Below are 17055 nucleotides of genomic sequence, written 5' to 3' on the forward strand. Positions count from 1 at the left end.
CCGCGCAGGATACGTGCTGCTCGATGCGCGCGACCCGTTGTCGCCCGCTACGGCCGGCGCGTCGAAGCCGCTGGGTGACGTGGGGTTTCTGCTGGCCGGCCGTGCTGACTGCCGTCATGGGTTCGGAAGGTGCGGTGCTTGGGCCGGCCGGCAGGTGGCCGTCCGGGGCCTGTCGAGCTGCCCCATGCGCGGGGCACGTGAACAGGGGGCGGCAACAGGGCACGGAAACGATCGGCGCGGGGTCGTCGCTGGTCGACATCACGAGGCCGTCGGTGCCGTGTGGACATCCCGCGCGACTGGAGGCTGTCGTTGGTGTCGTCGGTCAGACTGGTCCGTTCGGGTGGGCACCGTCCGCCCCACATCTGGGGCAGGTCTACAGGAGGGTTGGCACCCCCTCGCCAGATGCACCTCTCCCCCCGTCCAGCCCGGGCGGGAGACGCTTTCCGGAAACCCGAAAATGCTGCATAATATCCCTTATGCATGACAAAAAGGACGAATCGCTCGCGGTGTTGATCGAGGAGTTCCTGACCGCCCGCGCCACCCGTAAGCCCTCCCCCCACACCCTGGCCGCGTACCGGCGGGATCTGCTCGCGGTGGCGGCCCTGGTCGCCGAGGATGCCGCCACTCCCCTCCCCCTGGACGTCGTGTCGATCAGCGAGCTCTCCCCCAGGGTGATGCGGGCGGCTTTCGCCCGGTTCGCCGCGCCCCGGGCGCCAGCGTCGGTGCACCGGGCGTGGTCCACCTGGAACAGTTTCTTCACGTTCCTGGTGGCCGATGGGGTCGTGGCGGGTAACCCGATGCCGGCAGTCGGGCGACCTCGGGCGCTACTCCCCCAGCCGAAGCCGTTGCGGGGCGCGGACACCCCCGAGGTGCTGCTCGCGTCCGTCGCGCGGGACGAGGGCAGGCAGCGCGACCCGTGGCCGGAGCGCGACGTCGCCGTGGTCGCGGTGGCGCTCTGTGCCGGGTTGCGCCTGTCGGAGTTGCTGGCGTTGCGGGTCGGCTCGCTGGGTGGTCGGCCTGGTGAGCGGCGGATCGAGGTGCTCGGGAAGGGCGGGCGGCCCCGGGTGGTGCCGATCGAGGCGGACCTGGACCGGGTGCTGAAGGACTACCTGGACAGTCGGGTGCGGCGTTTCGGTTCGCGGTCGGTACGCCCGGACTCGGCGTTGCTGGTGGATCGGCGGGGTGAGCCGTTGCGCCGTGGTGGGCTGCAGTATCTGGTCGAGTCGTGTTATCGGCGGGCGGGCATCGGTGACCGGGTGCCGAGGGGCGCGCGGTTGCACGCGTTGCGGCACACGTTCGCGACGCGGCTGGCCGAGGACGGGGCGAGCGCTGCGGAGATCATGCGGTTGTTGGGGCATGCGTCGTTGGCGTCGTCGCAGACGTACATCGAGGTGACGGCTGGGCAGCAGCGGGACGCGGTTCGGGCCAACCGGACCAATCAGGCGTTGGCGGCTCTGCTGCCGCCGCGGTCGGGGTGAGTGGAGGTCAGTGTGCGCGGTGGCCGGTGCCGGCGGTGACGGGCAGTGGGCCGAGGACGGCGTTGATGAGGTGGATGCGGGCGTTGGTGGCCTGGTAGTCGGCGCAGACGGTGTCGGCGCGGTCGCCGAGGCGGGCGGTGGGTCCGGTGCGGGTGACGGTGATGGTCGTGCCGTCGAGGGTGGTGGTCGTGCCGGCGGTCGTGAGGTCGTCGATCGGGTGCGCTCCGGTGACGAGGTGGGCCTTGAGCAGGGTGCGCAGCTGGTCGGTGTGGTGGGTCATGAGGTCGTCCCAGTTGTCCTCGGAGAACGTGGCGGCGAAGGCGTCGTCGGTGGGGGCCAGGATGGTGACGCCGGTGCCGGCGGGTAGGTCGGTGAGGACGCCGCTGGTGCGCAGGGCCGCCTCGAAGGTGGTGAGGGTGGGGATCCAGCGCAGCGCCTGGTCGGTGGGTTGGCTGGCGAGGAAGGTGGGGTTGCCGGGGTCGGTGCCGGTGGGTAGGGCGGCGCAGAGGGGTCCGGTGACCTGGGGTGTGGTGGCGCTGGCCGGTGGTTCGGCGTCGGCGCGGGAGGTCGCGGGGCTGCTGGTGCAGGCGGCGAGCAGCAGTGTGGTGGCGAGGAGGGCGAGGGCCGGGAGTCGGGGGTGTCGGCGTGCGGTGGCGGGTTGCGACACGGTGGCCTCCTCGGGTTGGGGGTGGGTGGGTGCCGGCGGCGCGGGAACCACTGCCCGCGCCGCCGGCTTGTTCACCTGACGGTCAGAGGGTTGCGCACTGGTTGGTGCGGGGGCCGTGGACGGTGTTGGCGATGCCGAGGTTGCTCGGTGTGGGGTTGTTGCCGGTGCAGGTGAGCGGGCCTCGGATGGTGGTGCCGGCCAGCACTGGGGTGTCGGTGCCGGTGGTGTTGGTGGAGAGGTCGACGGGGCCGGCGATGGTGACGTCGATGACGGACACGGCGTTGGTGGTGTTGGCGATGCGGACCGGGCCGTTGACGGTGCTGTCGGCGAGGAGGACGCCGGCGGCGCCGGTGGCGGTGAGGGGGCCGCTGATGGTGGTCGCGGTGGTGACGAGTGCCGCGCCGGGTCGGACGGTGACCGGGCCGTTGATGGTGGCGTCGGTGGCGCAGGTGAAGCCGGTGACGGTCAGGGGTCCGTTGCGGCGGCCGGTGAGGGTGGGGTGGACGCGTTCGCCGTCGGTGAGCTTCTCCACGCCCAGTGGGTCGAGGAGCAGTGGGATGAGGCCGCGTTCGGGTTGGTTGAGGGGGACGTAGTAGCCGTCGGCGGTTGTGATGACTTTCCAGCCGTGGGCGGCGATGCGTTGGGCGACGGTGGTGCCGACGCCGCCGGGGCCGTCGGTGCGGGTGCCGTTGTACTGGGCGTCGGTGAGTTTGTAGGCGCAGGGCGCGTTGTCGAGGATCAGGTTCGCGGGGGGCGCGTCGAGCGGCGGTGGGCTGTCGCCGGGGTGCGGCGCGGGGTGGGCGGGGATGGGTCGGGATCCGCGGAAGACGAGGCGGCCGGTGTTGGCGGCCTGGGTTTCGATGGCTTCGGCGCGGGAGTTGAGGATGTCGGCGCGGTCGGCGCGGTGGTAGTCGAGGAACTGGTGGAAGGTCCACAGGGCGGAGTAGGTCTTGCGGCGGCGGTTGTTGGCGGTGTTGCCCTCGTCGGGGCGGGTCTGGCCGCCGGAACTGCGGAGTTCCAGGAGGGAGTTGGTGACGTTCTTGAGGCCGAGGGTGTTGCGCAGGATGGTTTCCTCGCTGAGGCCGACGTTGCCGCCGCCTTCGCAGCCGTAGGGGCAGGCCCACCAGCCGGCTTCGGCGCCCTTGGTGTACATGTGGCCTTCGATCATGTCCTGGGACTGGTCGAAGATGGGTTGGGCGACGTTCTGGTGCCGTGGCGGCAGCATGGGCAGGTCGCCGGCGCGGGAGTTGCCGAATTCGTGGCCGTCGTAGCCGGCGACGGGTCGGTAGTCGCGGACCATTCTGATGTACGCGGCGGTCTCCGGCTGGCGGATCAGGGAGTAGTCGCGGTTGAGGTCCTGGCCGGTGGAGTTGCCGCGGGTGTTGTTGGCGCGGCCGTCGCCGTTGATGGTGGGGACGATCAGGACGGTGGTGTGGCTGAGCAGGTCGGTGATGCGGGGGTCGGTGCTGAAGGCGAGTTGCCGGGCCATGATGAGGCAGGCTTCGCGGTCGCCGGGTTCGTTGCCGTGCACGTTGCAGTTGATGGCGACGGGTGCGGTGGCGGCGACGGCTTCCGGGGTGGCGGCCGGGGTGGGGTGGCCGATGACCATCATGTTGATGGGTCGGTTCTGGACGGTGCGGCCGAGTTCGACGACGCGGACGCGGTCGCTGAGGGCGTCGATGGCGGCGGTGTAGGCGTACTCGTCGGTGTCGCTGGTGTATTGCGCGGCGTGGGTGGTCTCCCACTGGGTGCGTAGGTGCTGGCCGGGGGTTTCGGGGTTGCCCCAGGGTGCGGTGGTGGTGGCGACGACGGGGTCGGAGTAGGGCTGTTCGGTGGTGCCGACGCGGGCGCGTACGCGCCATTGGAAGGTGTCGCCGGGGTTGAATCCGGCGTCGGCGAAGGTGGGTGCCTGTTGGTTGATCTGGCGGTTGGGGCGCCAGATGCCGACGATGGTGGGTGTGCCGGTGGGGGTGTCGGTGGCGTCGACGGGGGTGCGTTCGATCTGGTAGTCGGTGGCGTCGGGGACGGGTTGCCAGGCGAGGGTGGCGTATCCGTCGGCCTGGCGGACGGTGAGGGCGGTGACCTGGGACGGTTCCGCGGTGGCGCGTTGGGCGTTGGCGGGGGTGGGTGCGGTCGTGAGGGTGACGGCGATGAGGGTGGACACGGCGATGAGGGTGGGTCGCTGACGTCTCATGTGGCCTCCGACGAGTTGATCGTGGGCGCGCGTGTCGATCAGCATGATCGTCGAGGTCCGTCGATGCAATGATCTTGAGGGAATCTTGCGGATCGGTGGCCGCGCTCCCCCGGGCGACGTCACGCGGTGACGGTGGCGGGTTGACCCGGCGTCAGCCGAACGTGGGGTCGGTGAGCAGGCGCCACCCGCCGACCTCGATGCGGGTGGTGGGGCCGCCGATGTGGGTGATCCACAGTGGCGGGGCGGTGCTCATCGTGCGTGCCGTAGGGCCCAGTCGAGGGCGTCGTCGGCGATCTGCCGCCAGCCCTGCTGCGCGGTCAGGAGGTGGGCGTACCCGTGGTAGAGCTTGACCTCGGTGATGGTGTCGCCCTTGTAGTGCGCGGCGTTGGAGCGTTGCACGCTGGGCGGCATGATGTGGTCTTCGGAGCCGGAGATGAACAGCAGCGGCGCGCGTTGGTCGTTGTGGTAGTCGACGGCGATGTCCTGTGGGCCGGGCAGCAGGTTGGCCAGGACGCTGTCCCAGAGGATGCCGCCGGCGGCGGGGATGGCGTAACGCTGGTAGAGGGCGCGGGCGGTGGGTTCGTCGAAGGTGTTGGTGAACGCGTAGTTCCACTGTTCGAAGGTGAACCCGACGGCCCGGTGCCGGTTGGCCGGGTTCTTCAGCACCGGGAAGGTGGAGCGCAGCTGGGAGAAGGGGATGTTCTTGACGCCTTCGGTGGGTGCCGAGTTGAGGGCGACGGCGCTGGCGCCGTATCCCCGGTCGAGCAGCACCTGGGTGAACGCCCCGCCGGCGGAGTGACCGATGAGGATCGGCGGCGTGGGTAGGGCGTCGAGCACCGCGGACAGGTGGTCGATGATCTGCGGGGCGGTCAGCGTCTCCAGGGGGCTGGGGTCGGCGTTGATGGCTTCGACCTCTCCTTCCAGCCCGGGGTACGCGGGGGTGAGCACCCGGAAGCCCTTGGCCCGGTAGTGGGTGGCCCAGTCTTCCCAGCTGCGGGGGGTGACCCAGAACCCGTGGATGAGGACGATCGTGTCCGGCGTACCGCTCATGTCAGCTCCGTGGAGGTCGCGGGGTGGCGATGGCGCAGCGGCGGTCAGCTCACCCTAGACATTCGTGCCTCGCGATGGCGGGTTTTTCGCGACGTTTGTCAGCCGAGGTCGACCAGCAGGGGGCGGTGGTCGGAGATGGTGGACGGTGGGGTGGTGACGGCGCGTACCGGTGGGAGCTGTTGGAGGGCGTGCCGGTCGGCGAGGATGTGGTCGAGTTGGACGCGGGGTTGCCCGGCGGGGTAGGTGGGGCGGCGGCCCAGGGGGTGCCAGCCGGAGACGAGTCGGGCGGCGCCGGCGGGCAGGTTGAGGTCGCCGAGCAGGACGCGGGGGGCGGGTAACGCGCGTAGCGCGCGGACGGTCTGGCGGAGTTGGCGGGCGTTCCAGCCGGGCACGAACGACAGGTGGGTCGCGGCGACGGTGAGCGGGCCATGTGGGGTGTCCAGGACGGCGGCGATGACGACGCGGGGTTCGTCGTGCAGCAGGATGAGCCCGCCGCGGGGGCCGGGGACGTAGACCGGTGAGCGGACGGGGGCGGGTTTGAGTCTGGTGACGTGCCAGCTGCGGACGGGGTGTCGGCTGATGAGGCCGATGCCGTAGCAGGGTTCACCGTGGCCGTCGTCGTCGTGGCGCAGGGGGCGGAAGTGTTCGCCGGGGGTGCCGACGACGGCGGCGGCGAAGCGGTGGTGCGGTGCGTGCAGGGCGCGGGCGGCGATGGCGGTGAGGTCGAGGTTGCCGCTGCGGTGTTGGTCGCGGTCGACCTCCTGCAGGGCGAGCACGTCGGCGTCGAGGGCGCCGATGGCGGCGGTGAGCCGGTCGGAGTCGACGAGCCCGTCGATGAGGGATCGTCCGTGCAGCATGTTGAAGGTGGCCAGGCGCACTTCTGCACCATACGTGCCCGTGGCATGGTTGCCCGGTGGTGAAGGTGTTGCTGTGTTCGATGGTGGTGTTCGTGGCGGTGGGGGCGTTGGGGGTGTGGTTGCGGCGTACGCGGGGCCGCTGACCGGTGAGTTCTCCCACTCGGAGGGCTGCTCGGGCGGATCGGGTGGGGAGAATTGCCGCCCATGGACGCCGTGACGCTCAGTACGCTGCTGGCCGCCGCCGCGATGGCCGGGTGGGTCGACGCCGTCGTCGGTGGTGGTGGGTTGTTGCTGCTGCCGGCGTTGTTGGTGGCTGCCCCGGGGTTGCCGGTGGCGACCGCGTTGGGCACGAACAAGCTGGCCGCGATCTTCGGTACGTCCACGGCGGCGGCGACGTACGCCCGGCGTACGAAGGTGGACTGGCGGGTGGCGGGGCCGGCTGCGGGGTTGGCGGTGCTCAGCGCGGGTGTGGGCGCGGCGTTGGCCGGGGCGGTGCCGGCGTCGGCGTACCGGCCGGTGGTGCTGGTGGTGCTGGTGGCGGTGGCGGTGTTCGTGCTGGTGCGTCCCCGGATGGGGGTGGTGGCGGTGCCGGCGAGGCGGACCCTGGTGCGGGTGGGCGTGGTGGTCGCGGTGGCCGGGGTGGGCATCGCCCTGTACGACGGGTTGATCGGTCCGGGGACCGGGACGTTCCTGGTGTTGGCGTTCACCGCGCTTGTCGGCGCGGACTTCGTGCACGGTTCGGCGATGGCGAAGGTCGTCAACGCGGGCACGAACCTGGGCGCGTTGGTGGTGTTCGGGGTGACCGGGCACGTGTGGTGGCTGTTGGGCGCGGGGATGGCGGTGTGCAACATCGCCGGCGCGGTGCTGGGGGCGCGGATGGCGTTGCGCCGTGGCTCGGGGTTCGTGCGGGTGGTGCTGCTGGTGGTCGTGGTGGCGTTGGTCGTGAAGCTCGGCCACGACGAGTGGGTGGCCCGGTGAGGGTGCGCTGACCCGGTTGGGTCAGCGGGGCGCGGACGGCTGGGTCGCGGTGTGTCGGGTGGGCGCGCCGGGTGGGGCTGCCGTCGGCGCGGGCGCGGCGGGTCGGCGGGCGCGCAGCGTGTCGTACACGCTGATGCCGGTTCGGGTCAGCGCGAGCGCGGCCGACAGGACGACCACGGTGCGGATGGCGTGACCGACGTCTGGCGCCCACAGCTGGAGCTTGGCCAGCCCGGCGCCCTTCCAGAAGGAGGGCACCAGCCACGTGGCGGTGGCGGCGACGGCGGCGCATCCGGCGACCCAGCAGGCGGTGGTGGCGATCGTCCGGGTACGGGACCGGGGCGGCAGGGTGGTGCGGTGTCGCCGGGTACGCAGGATGCGGGTCACCGACCAGCCGAGCATGACGAGCAGTGCTGCGGCGACGGTGAGCAGCCCGCCCAGTGCCCAGGTGTGGATCGGCTCCGCGGTGGCGGCGGCCGGTGTGCCACCGTGCAGGATGCGGGCCACGTTGAACGCTCCGGCGCTCAGTGGCGCGTCCATCGGCAGGCCGTAGATGTTGGTCATGACGATCACGGCGAGGTTCGCGTCGGGGACCAGCACGAGGTGGGTGAAGTAGTCGGGGGTCGCGCCGGCGTGCCAGACGATGCGGGTGCCGACGCCGTCGAGGGTGCTGTTCTTCCAGCCGAACCCGTAGGTGCCGTGACCGGTGTCCGCGGTGCCGGTGTGCATTTGTTCCGTGCCCTGCGGGCTGAGGATCCGGGTGTCGCCGAAGCGCCCGCCGCCCAGTTGAGCTGCGGCGTAGTGGGACAGGTCGTCGAGGCTGGCGGCGAGGAACCCGTAGGGCACTCCGGCGGTGTCGAAGGGTGCGGTGAAGCGTTGCGGCCGGCCGAGGTAGTACCGGTGCCCGGCGGGGATGCCGACGGCACGGGCCTCGTCGGCGGTGGCCGCGGAGTGTGTCATCCGCAGCGGGTCGAGCACGTGACGGCGCAGGTGAGCGCCGAAGGTGTCACCGGTGACGCTCTCGACGAGCGCGCCGAGGATCATGTAGTTGGCGTCGCTGTACTCGTAGGTTTGTCCGACGGGCGCGATGGGTCGCACGGTGGCCAGGTCCCGCACGGACCGGGTCAGTGCGCCGGGGCGGTTGTCGTACCGGTCGGTCAGGTCGGTGCTCCAGACCTGCGGTAGTCCGCTGGTGTGGGTCAACAACTGGCGGACGGTGACCGTCCGGGCGGTGTCGGCGGCGCCCAGGCGCAGCCACGGCACGTACGTGGAGACCGGGGTGTCGAGGTGGACCCGGCCGGACTCGACCAGTTGGGTCACCGCGAGTGCGGTGAACGACTTGCTGGTGGACCCGAGGAGGAACGGTGTGTGGACGGTCATCGGTCGTCCGTCGCCGTCGACGCCCCAGGCGCCGTGTCGCAGGGTCTCGTCGCCGCGGATCACCGCGTACGCGAGGCCGGGTGCCCGGGTCTGCTGCAGGTAGTCGCGCAGGTAGCGTTCGGCGGCGGCCAGGTCGTCGGCGGACGCGGGGCTGGCGGCGACCGGGGTCGGCGTCGTGGCGAGCAGGGCCAGGCAGACGGCTGCGCCGGCGAGGCGACGGGTCCGGGTCAGCAGTCGGGTCACTGTGTTCACGTCGAAGGTCCTCCCCCGGGTGCGTTCGTCAGCCGATCTGGCTGAGCAGCTTCTCGAGGGCGGCCAGTCGTTGCCGGACCTCGCCGAGTTCCTCGCGGACGCCCTTGAGTTCGCTCGCGGTGCTCCGGGCGCTGTCGGCACCACGTTCGGCCAGCACCCGGTAGCCCTCCTCCCGGGCCGCGGCGTATCGGGTGCGGTAGATGCCGGTCCCGATGAGACCGGCGACGGTGATCACCGCCAGCACGATCGCCGTCACGGCGATGGTGGAGGTCTGCGCCACGTCCAACGCCACCTGATGGGTCATCGCTCACTCCTTCTGTGGTGCGGCCGACTCGGGGCCGGTCAGGTTCTGCGCGGCCCGCACGATCGTGTGGAGGTCCAGGGGCACCGTGAACGGCACGGCCTGGACGTACTTCACCGAGCTGCCGTCGGGTGCTGTCACCAGTTCGCCGGTGACCAGGCCGGCCGCTTCGAGTTTCTGTAGGTGCATGTAGAGCAGTGGTCGGTTCATGTGCAGCTGCCGTGCCAGCTCGCTGACGTATGTGCGTTGCTGGGCCAGGGCGGCGAGGATCCGCAGCCGGTGCGGGCTGGCCAGCGCGGCCAGCAGTGACACCAGGTCGTCACCTGTCGGGAAGGTGCCGCTCATCGTGGATTCCCTCCTCGACACCCCTGTCAGGTTTCCCTGACATCGGGCGTCACAAAAGTCTGACAGGGGTGGTCGGAGGTGTCAACGCCCGACGAGGTGCTGGGAAACGCGCAGCCGACAGGCCGATTCGGCACCGCGGACGGCAACTGACGCGCCAGCCGTGGTCGGCTGGCGCGTCAGGGGCAGATCAGTACTGGCGGATCAGCGGCGGCGGCTCGGTGAGTCGAAGCGACCCGCGCGGATCTCGCGCAGGGCCCGCCGGCGGATGTCGCCGCGCAGCGTGTCGACGTACAGGGTGCCGCGCAGGTGGTCGGTCTCGTGCTGCAGGGCGCGGGCGAGGAACCCGCTGCCGGAGATCGTCAACGGCTCGCCGTTCTGGTCGACGCCGTGGGCGGTGGCGTGCAGGGCCCGCACGGTCGGGAAGTACAGCCCGGGGATGGACAGGCAGCCCTCCTCGTCGTCCTGGAGTTCGTCGGACAGTTCGAGGGTGGGGTTGATCAGGTGGCCGCGGTGCCCGTCGGCGTCGTAGACGAACACCTGGGCGCTGACGCCGATCTGCGGTGCGGCGACGCCGGCGCGGCCGGGCTCGCCGAGCAGGGTGTCCATCAGGTCGGTGACGAGGGCGCGCAGTTCGGCGTCGAAGGTGGTGACCGGCTCACATTCGGTGCGCAGGACGGGGTCGCCGATGATCCGGATGGGCCGCAAGGTCATGGACGGCAGCTTATCGCCGGTCGCGGCGGGTTCAGCGTCCGGCCAGGGTGGCGCGGATCGGCGCGGTCTTCGCCGCGGCCTCGGCGACCTCGGCGGCGGGGTCGCTGTCCCAGGTGATCCCGCCGCCGGCCCAGGTGTGCAGGCGGCGCCCGTCGGCGGCGGCGGTGCGGATGGTCAGGCCGAGGTCGACGCGGCCGGGGGCGACCCAGCCCAGCGCCCCCATGCTGGCGCCCCGCCCGACCGGTTCGAGGGCGTTGATCTGGGTCAGGGCGGCGCGTTTCGGCGCGCCGGTGACGGAACCGCCGGGGCAGGTGGCGCGCAGCAGGTCGGCCAGGCCGAGCCCGTCGGCGGCAGCCGCCCGCACCGTCGACTCGGCCTGCCACAGGTCGCACCAGCGGCGGACGGTGAACAGCTCGTCGACGGTCACGGTGCCGGTGCGGGCGATGCGGGCGAGGTCGTTGCGTTCCAGGTCGACGATCATGACATGTTCGGCGCGCTCCTTCGCGCTGGCGAGCAGCTCGACGCGGCCGGCGGCGGTGGCCGGGCGGGTGCCCTTGATGGGTCGGGTGATCAACTGCCCGTCGGTGACCTCGATGAGGGTTTCCGGGGAGGCACAGCCGATGGCCCAGCCCTCGCCGGTGAGCACACCGCCGTAGCGGGCGCCGGGCAGCGCACCGAGGCGGCGCAAAGCGGGCAGCGGGTCGCCGGCGTAGGGGGCGGCGGCGTGCCCGACGAGGTTGGTCTGGTAGACGTCCCCGCGGCCGATCGCGGCGCGCACGCTCGTGACGGCGTCCGCGTGCTGGCGACGGGTCCAGCTCTCGGCCCACTCACCGAGCCACCACACCGAGGCGGGCCGGCCCGCCGGGGCGGCCGGGGTCGGATGGTGGCCGTAGACGACGACGGTGAGGTCGGGCAGCGTCGGCGCGGGCTCGGGCGCGGTGGCGGGCGCCCCCGCCAGGTACGCGCCGGCGGCGGCGGACAGGTAGAGCGCCGCCCCGCAGACCCCGGCGCCGTCGTGGTGGGCCGTGGCGGGCCGGCTCAGGTCGTGCAGGGCCAGGCCGTGTGCGGCCAGGAACCCCTCGGCGAGGGCGGCAGGGTCACCTCCGTCGCGCAGGTGCCACTGAAGGCGGGCACGTTCGGTGAGCGCACCTCGACACGCGGCCGGGGCCCCCGGCACATCGATCGACGCAGCCGGACCGTTGTGGGCGGCGGTCACCGCAGCCGGTCCGCGATCCGAGGAGTACACCTGTGGGAGCGTTTCCACGCCGTACGGTTCGACCTTCCTCATCCGTTCAGTGGATTTCCGGCGCGACAGACGGACACCTGCTCGATGCCGGACACTTTCCCTTGGTACTGTGCGTCACTGGTCATGTGAACCATGACACAGTGCCCCCACAGTCCGGAGAACCCGATGTGCCAGCACCAACCGACCTGCCCCTCCGCTGAAGCCACCGACCGGGAAGCCGCGCGAGTCCTCGCTTGCTTCCGTGAGCAGGGCTGGAGCCTGCTCTGCAATGGTGTCATCGTCTTCGAGGACACCGGCGAGCTGCTCCCCGACGGCAGCAGCATCGCACCGCACCGCGGCCCTGCCCGCCACGCCCTCGTGGCCTGACCGACCACTCAGCGTCACCGACTAGCCGCCATTCGACCCACGCACAGTCCCCCGGTAAAGGGACGCCACGCCCAGGTCGCAGCGGCTGCCGGGGCGGCTCGCAACCGCCCGCCCCGGCACGCCCGTCGCCGATCTCAGTCTTCGAACGCCTCCGGCGACGGGCACGAGCAGACCAGGTTCCGGTCGCCGTACGCGCCGTCGATGCGCCGCACCGGAGGCCAGTACTTCCCGGCCCGGTCCACCCCGGCCGGGTACGCGCCCACCGACCGCGGGTACGCGTGCGGCCACTCGTCACCGCTGACCATCGCCGCGGTGTGCGGCGCGTTCGCCAGGGGGTTGTCCCCCGCCGGCCACTGCCCCGAAGCGACCTGCTCGATCTCCGCGCGGATCGCGATCATCGCGTCGCAGAACCGGTCCAGCTCGGCCAGGTCCTCGCTCTCGGTCGGCTCCACCATCAGCGTCCCCGCGACGGGGAACGACATCGTCGGCGCGTGGAAGCCGTAGTCGATCAGCCGCTTCGCCACGTCGTCCACCGTCACGCCGGTCGCCTTCGTCAACGGCCGCAGGTCGAGGATGCACTCGTGCGCCACCAGGCCCTTGTTGCCGGCGTACAGCACCGGGAAGTGCCCCCGCAGGCGCGCCGCCACGTAGTTCGCCGCGAGGACCGCCACACCCGTCGCCCGGGTCAACCCCTCGGCGCCCATCATCCGCAGGTACGCCCACGGGATCGGCAGGATCCCCGCCGACCCGTACTTCGCCGCCGAGATCGCCGGCGTCGCGTCCGCGTGCGCGCCCAACGGGTCACCGGGCAGGAACGGCGCCAGGTGCGCGCGCACCGCCACCGGACCCACACCGGGGCCACCGCCACCGTGCGGGATGCAGAACGTCTTGTGCAGGTTCAGGTGCGACACGTCCGCCCCGAACCTGCCCGGCTTCGCGAACCCGACCAGGGCGTTGAGGTTCGCCCCGTCGACGTACACCTGCCCGCCGGCGTCGTGGACCTTCGCGCACAGCGACGCGATGCCGGTCTCGTACACGCCGTGCGTCGACGGGTACGTCACCATGATCGCGGCGAGCGCGTCCCGGTGCTTGTCGATCTTCGCGTCCAGGTCGACCAGGTCGACGTTGCCGTCGTCGTCGCAGGCCACCACGACGACCCGCATGCCGGCCATCACCGCCGACGCCGCGTTCGTGCCGTGCGCCGACGACGGGATCAGGCACACGTCGCGGTGCGACTCACCGCGCGACGCGTGGTAGGAGCGGATCGCCAGCAACCCGGCCAGCTCACCCTGCGACCCGGCGTTGGGCTGCACGCTGACCGCGTCGTAGCCGGTCACCTCGGCCAGCCACGACTCCAGTTGGCCGATCATCTCCCGGTACCCGACGGTCTGGTCGTCGGGCGCGAACGGGTGGATGTGGGCGAACTCCGCCCAGCTGACCGGCTCCATCTCGGTGGTCGCGTTCAGCTTCATCGTGCACGACCCGAGCGGGATCATGCCCCGGTCCAGTGCGTAGTCGAAGTCCGACAGCCGCCGCAGGTAGCGCAGCATCGCCGTCTCCGAGTGGTGGCTGCGGAACACCGGGTGGGTCAGGTAGTCGGTGGTGCGACGGAACTCCTCCGGCAGACCCGCGTCCACGTGACCGTCGAACGCGGCCACACCGAACGCCTCCCACACCCGCGCCAGGTGCGCGAGGGTCGTCGTCTCGTCGCAGGACACGCCCACCCGGTCGGCGTCGACCAGCCGCAGGTTCACGCCCCGCTGCGCGGCCGCCGCGACGACAGCCGCCGCGCCGCCCGGCACCCGGGCGGTGACGGTGTCGAAGAACGCGACGTCCGCGACGTCGACGCCACCGGCGCGCAGCCCGGCCGCGAGCCGCGCCGCCATGTCATGGGTACGCGACGCGATGTCCCGCAGCCCGTCGGGCCCGTGGTAGACGGCGTACATGCCGGCCATCACCGCGAGGAGCACCTGCGCGGTGCAGATGTTGCTGGTCGCCTTCTCCCGCCGGATGTGCTGCTCGCGGGTCTGCAACGCCAACCGGTAGGCCGGGTTGCCGTCCGCGTCGCGCGACACCCCGACGAGACGCCCGGGCAGCATCCGCTCCAGGCCCGAGCGCACCGCCAGGTAACCGGCGTGCGGCCCACCGAATCCCATGGGTACGCCGAACCGCTGGGTGGTGCCGGCGGCGATGTCCGCCCCGATCTGCCCCGGCGTCCGCAGCAGCGTCAACGCCAACAGGTCCGCGGCGACGGTGACCAGGGCACCCACGGCGTGCGCCGCCTCGACGAGGCCCGCGTGGTCGCGGACCGCACCGGACGCCCCCGGGTACTGCAGGTGCAGCCCGAAGAACTCCGCCGGCAACTCGTCACGGTCGACGTCGACGACCCGCACGTCGATGCCGAGCGGCTGCGCCCGGCTGGTGATGACAGCGATGGTCTGCGGCAACGCGTCGGCGTCGACCACGTACACGCCGCTCTTGCTCTTGGAGGCCCGCCGGGCCAGGGTCATCGCCTCCGCCGCCGCGGTGCCCTCGTCGAGCATGGAGGCGTTCGCGGTGGCCAGGCCGGTCAGGTCGGTGACCATCGTCTGGAAGTTCAGCAGCGCCTCCAGGCGGCCCTGGCTGATCTCCGGCTGGTACGGCGTGTACGCCGTGTACCAGGCCGGGTCTTCGAGGACGTTGCGGCGGATCACCGCCGGGGTGTGCGTGCCGTGGTACCCCAGACCGATCATGGAGACGGCCACTGTGTTGCGGGCCGCCAGGGCCCGCAGCTCGGCGATCGTCTCGGCCTCGGTGGCCGGGTCCGGCAGGTCGAGGGTGCCGTGCCAGCGGATCACCTCGGGGATCGCGGCGTCCATCAACTCGTCGATCGAGTCGTGCCCGACGACCTCCAGCATCCGACGCTCGTCGTCGGGGCCGGGACCGATGTGACGGGTGGCGAACTGCTCTACGGTCATGGGTGGCGCTCCCGGGGCGAGGTCGACGTGTCGGCCTCCCCCTCTGTCACACCCACGTGCGGCGCTCCACAGTGCCTGCCCACGAGGTCCTTTTGCCTGAGAGGTTCCGGGGAGGATTTGCCCCTTCGGCGCCGCCCCGCGTGCTGTCGGGCGGTCTCTCCCACGTGGGTGTTACCGGCACCGCCAACGCTACCAGCGATGGTGTTACCGCCAGATGTCCTACCCCCGGCCGGCGCCGGTCACCTGCCCGCCGGTCACACGCCGACGGTGGCCGCGCTGCCGCTCACCCGCGCGGCCAGCTCCGGCAACACCGCACCCAACGGCGCGTCGACGCACACACTGGCGTGCCCGTCACCACGGGTCGGCCCTTGGTTCACGATCGCCACCGGGATGCCCTGTTTCGCCGCCCGAATCACGAAACGTCGCCCGGACATCACCGTCAACGACGACCCCAGCACCAGCAACGACCGGGCCCGGCCCACGGCCTCGAAGCACCGCGCCACCCGCTGCGGCGGGACCGTCTCGCCGAAGAACACCACGTCCGGCTTCAACATGCCGGTGCCGCAGATCCCGCAGTCCACCGTCCGGAACGCCTCCACCTGCTCGTCGGGGAGATCCACATCACCGTCCGGGTTCACCGCGGCGACCCGGGCCGAGAAGTCCGGGTTCGCCTCCCGCAACCGCCGGTCCAGTTCCTCCCGGGAGGTCAGGTTGCCGCAGTCCAGGCAGGTCACCTCGTCGAGGCGACCGTGCAACTCGATCACCGACGTGCTGCCGGCCGCACCGTGCAGACCGTCGACGTTCTGGGTGATCACCGCGTCGACCAGACCGGCCCGTTGCAACCCCGCCACCGCCCGGTGCCCGCCGTTCGGCGCCGCACCGGCGATCAACCGCCACCCCAGGTGGCTACGCGCCCAGTAACGCCGCCGGGCCACCGGATCCCGGGTGAACGCCTGGTACGTCATCGGCGTGTGCCGCCGCGCCACCCCACTCGGGCCCCGGTAGTCCGGGATGCCCGACTCGGTGGACAGGCCGGCGCCGCTGAGCACCACCACCCCACCCCCGGCCACCAGCGAGGTCAACGCGTCGAGGCTCTCCATCACCCCTCCATGCTGCCTCAACCCACCACCCGCCGCCGAACCCCGCACCGGGAGGGGCCCGGCGGCGCACGGCGGGCGACGTCTACACCGCGACGACGTCGGCGACGACACAGGCGATGTTGTCCGGCGCCCCCTGCGCCAGCGCCAACTCGACCAACGCCCGTACCGTCTGCGCCGGGCCAGTCGGCGCGGCCACCGCCGACCACACCGCCGCCCGGTCGACGACCGCCGACAACCCGTCCGAGCACAGCAGATACCGGTCACCCGGCCGGGCGGTACGCAGCGCCAGGTCCACCTCGACCTGCGTCCCGGCGCCGAGGGCGCGGACCAACAACGCGCGCTGCGGATGCGCGGCGGCCGCGTCACCGTCGAGCCGGCCCTGGTCCACCTGCGCCTGCACCCAGGTGTGATCCCGTGTGAGCAGCGACAACTCACCATCGCGCAGCAGGTAGGCGCGGGTGTCACCGACGTGCGCGAGGGCCAGCTGGGAACCGCTGCGCAGCACCGCGGTCACCGTGGTGCCCGGCTGGTGGTCGTCGGTCGCCAACGCCCGCACACTCCGGTCGGCGTCCGCGACCGCGGCGGCGAGCATCGTCACCAGGTCGACGGCCGGCGCGTCCACCAGCGCCAACGGGGTGAGAGCGTCAACCGCGGCGGCGCTGGCGGCAGCACCGCCGGGCCCCCGCATGCCGTCGGCGACGACCAGCAACCGGTCGCTGGCGTACGCGGCGTCCTCGTTGCTGTCGCGCACCAACCCCGTGTCACAACGGGCGGCGTAGCGCACAGCGATGGTCGTACTCGGGTCGGACATGGTGGCGCCCCCTTCGGACAGGTGGTCCACGAGGATGGTCGCCAGCCGCGCGCGGGCCGCCGTGTCGGCGGTGACCCGCCGCCAGTACGCGGTGACCGCCTCGGCCGCCGCCGCCGGATCCAACCCGCACACGACGCGGATCGTCGCCAACGGCATACCGATGCCCCGCAGCTGGGCGACCAACCGGGCCGACGGCACCTGCGCCGGGTCGTAGAGCCGATAGCCGGACTCCGCGTCCACCGCGGCCGGCGGCACAAGCCCCACCTGGTCGTACAGGCGCAGCGCCTTCGGCGTCAGCCCCGCCGCCTGCGCGAACACCCCGATGGTCATGAGCCCCACGTCGACACCCTCCTCGTGCCGGCCAC

15 protein-coding genes and 1 riboswitch are annotated in these 17055 nt (G+C 71.9%); of the genes, 3 read left to right on the forward strand and 12 right to left on the reverse strand.

Features of this window, described 5'->3' with window-relative positions; translation table 11 throughout:
* Nucleotides 1-476 precede the first annotated feature (476 nt).
* Entirely contained in the window at nucleotides 477-1478 is a 1002-nt protein-coding gene (locus O3438_RS05570) for a tyrosine-type recombinase/integrase (protein ID WP_269678905.1), read from the forward strand.
* Nucleotides 1479-1485: 7 nt separating this feature from the next.
* On the opposite strand, the gene O3438_RS05575 is transcribed toward O3438_RS05570, so the two are convergent.
* The 4 genes from O3438_RS05575 to O3438_RS05590 form a co-directional block, all read right to left on the reverse strand.
* A complete protein-coding gene (locus O3438_RS05575) occupies nucleotides 1486-2145 on the reverse strand; it encodes a fasciclin domain-containing protein (protein WP_269678906.1) in 660 nt (219 codons plus the stop codon).
* Nucleotides 2146-2227: 82 nt separating this feature from the next.
* Nucleotides 2228-4339 carry a M14 family zinc carboxypeptidase gene (locus O3438_RS05580; RefSeq protein WP_269678907.1) on the reverse strand — a complete coding sequence of 704 codons (2112 nt, stop codon included), beginning with the start codon at nucleotides 4337-4339 and terminating at the stop codon, nucleotides 2228-2230.
* 249 nt (nucleotides 4340-4588) lie between these two features.
* Entirely contained in the window at nucleotides 4589-5389 is an 801-nt protein-coding gene (locus O3438_RS05585) for an alpha/beta hydrolase (RefSeq protein WP_269678908.1), read from the reverse strand.
* Nucleotides 5390-5487: 98 nt separating this feature from the next.
* Complete coding sequence (locus O3438_RS05590; RefSeq protein ID WP_269678909.1) at nucleotides 5488-6267, reverse strand: endonuclease/exonuclease/phosphatase family protein; 780 nt, start codon at nucleotides 6265-6267, stop codon at nucleotides 5488-5490.
* A 183-nt stretch (nucleotides 6268-6450) separates the two neighbouring features.
* Between O3438_RS05590 and O3438_RS05595 the strand changes: the two genes are divergently transcribed.
* Complete coding sequence (locus tag O3438_RS05595; protein WP_269678910.1) at nucleotides 6451-7224, forward strand: sulfite exporter TauE/SafE family protein; 774 nt, start codon at nucleotides 6451-6453, stop codon at nucleotides 7222-7224.
* A 21-nt stretch (nucleotides 7225-7245) separates the two neighbouring features.
* Here O3438_RS05595 and O3438_RS05600 read toward each other — a convergent pair whose 3' ends face one another.
* From O3438_RS05600 to O3438_RS05620, 5 genes are all read right to left on the reverse strand, one after another.
* Nucleotides 7246-8853, reverse strand: coding sequence for a serine hydrolase domain-containing protein (locus tag O3438_RS05600; protein WP_269678911.1), 1608 nt, complete (start codon nucleotides 8851-8853; stop codon nucleotides 7246-7248).
* Nucleotides 8854-8881: 28 nt separating this feature from the next.
* Nucleotides 8882-9157: a hypothetical protein gene (locus O3438_RS05605; protein ID WP_269678912.1), complete on the reverse strand. Its 276-nt coding sequence runs from the start codon at nucleotides 9155-9157 to the stop codon at nucleotides 8882-8884.
* Between the two features lie 3 nt (nucleotides 9158-9160).
* Nucleotides 9161-9499, reverse strand: coding sequence for an ArsR/SmtB family transcription factor (locus O3438_RS05610; protein WP_269678913.1), 339 nt, complete (start codon nucleotides 9497-9499; stop codon nucleotides 9161-9163).
* A gap of 201 nt (nucleotides 9500-9700) precedes the next feature.
* The gene (gene def / locus O3438_RS05615; protein ID WP_269678914.1) at nucleotides 9701-10210 is read right to left on the reverse strand and encodes a peptide deformylase; all 510 of its coding nucleotides are present in this window, start codon (nucleotides 10208-10210) and stop codon (nucleotides 9701-9703) included.
* 31 nt (nucleotides 10211-10241) lie between these two features.
* Nucleotides 10242-11525 (reverse strand): chorismate-binding protein, encoded by a 1284-nt coding sequence (locus O3438_RS05620; protein WP_269683576.1) that lies wholly within the window; start codon nucleotides 11523-11525, stop codon nucleotides 10242-10244.
* Nucleotides 11526-11621: 96 nt separating this feature from the next.
* On the opposite strand from O3438_RS05620, the gene O3438_RS05625 reads away from it, so the two are divergent.
* Nucleotides 11622-11822, forward strand: coding sequence for a DUF5999 family protein (locus tag O3438_RS05625; protein WP_007460326.1), 201 nt, complete (start codon nucleotides 11622-11624; stop codon nucleotides 11820-11822).
* A gap of 134 nt (nucleotides 11823-11956) precedes the next feature.
* On the opposite strand, the gene gcvP is transcribed toward O3438_RS05625, so the two are convergent.
* From gcvP to O3438_RS05640, 3 genes are all read right to left on the reverse strand, one after another.
* Nucleotides 11957-14779, reverse strand: a complete 2823-nt coding sequence (gene gcvP / locus O3438_RS05630) for an aminomethyl-transferring glycine dehydrogenase (protein WP_269678915.1) — start codon at nucleotides 14777-14779, stop codon at nucleotides 11957-11959.
* 74 nt (nucleotides 14780-14853) lie between these two features.
* Nucleotides 14854-14952: riboswitch (glycine riboswitch) on the reverse strand.
* An 81-nt stretch (nucleotides 14953-15033) separates the two neighbouring features.
* On the reverse strand, nucleotides 15034-15879 hold the full coding sequence (locus O3438_RS05635) for an NAD-dependent protein deacetylase (protein ID WP_269678916.1): 846 nt from the start codon (nucleotides 15877-15879) through the stop codon (nucleotides 15034-15036).
* Between the two features lie 82 nt (nucleotides 15880-15961).
* On the reverse strand, nucleotides 15962-17029 hold the full coding sequence (locus tag O3438_RS05640) for a MerR family transcriptional regulator (RefSeq protein WP_269678917.1): 1068 nt from the start codon (nucleotides 17027-17029) through the stop codon (nucleotides 15962-15964).
* Nucleotides 17030-17055: the final 26 nt, after the last annotated feature.

The sequence above is a fragment of the Micromonospora sp. WMMC250 genome (assembly GCF_027460215.1).
Lineage (GTDB): Bacteria > Actinomycetota > Actinomycetes > Mycobacteriales > Micromonosporaceae > Micromonospora > Micromonospora taraxaci.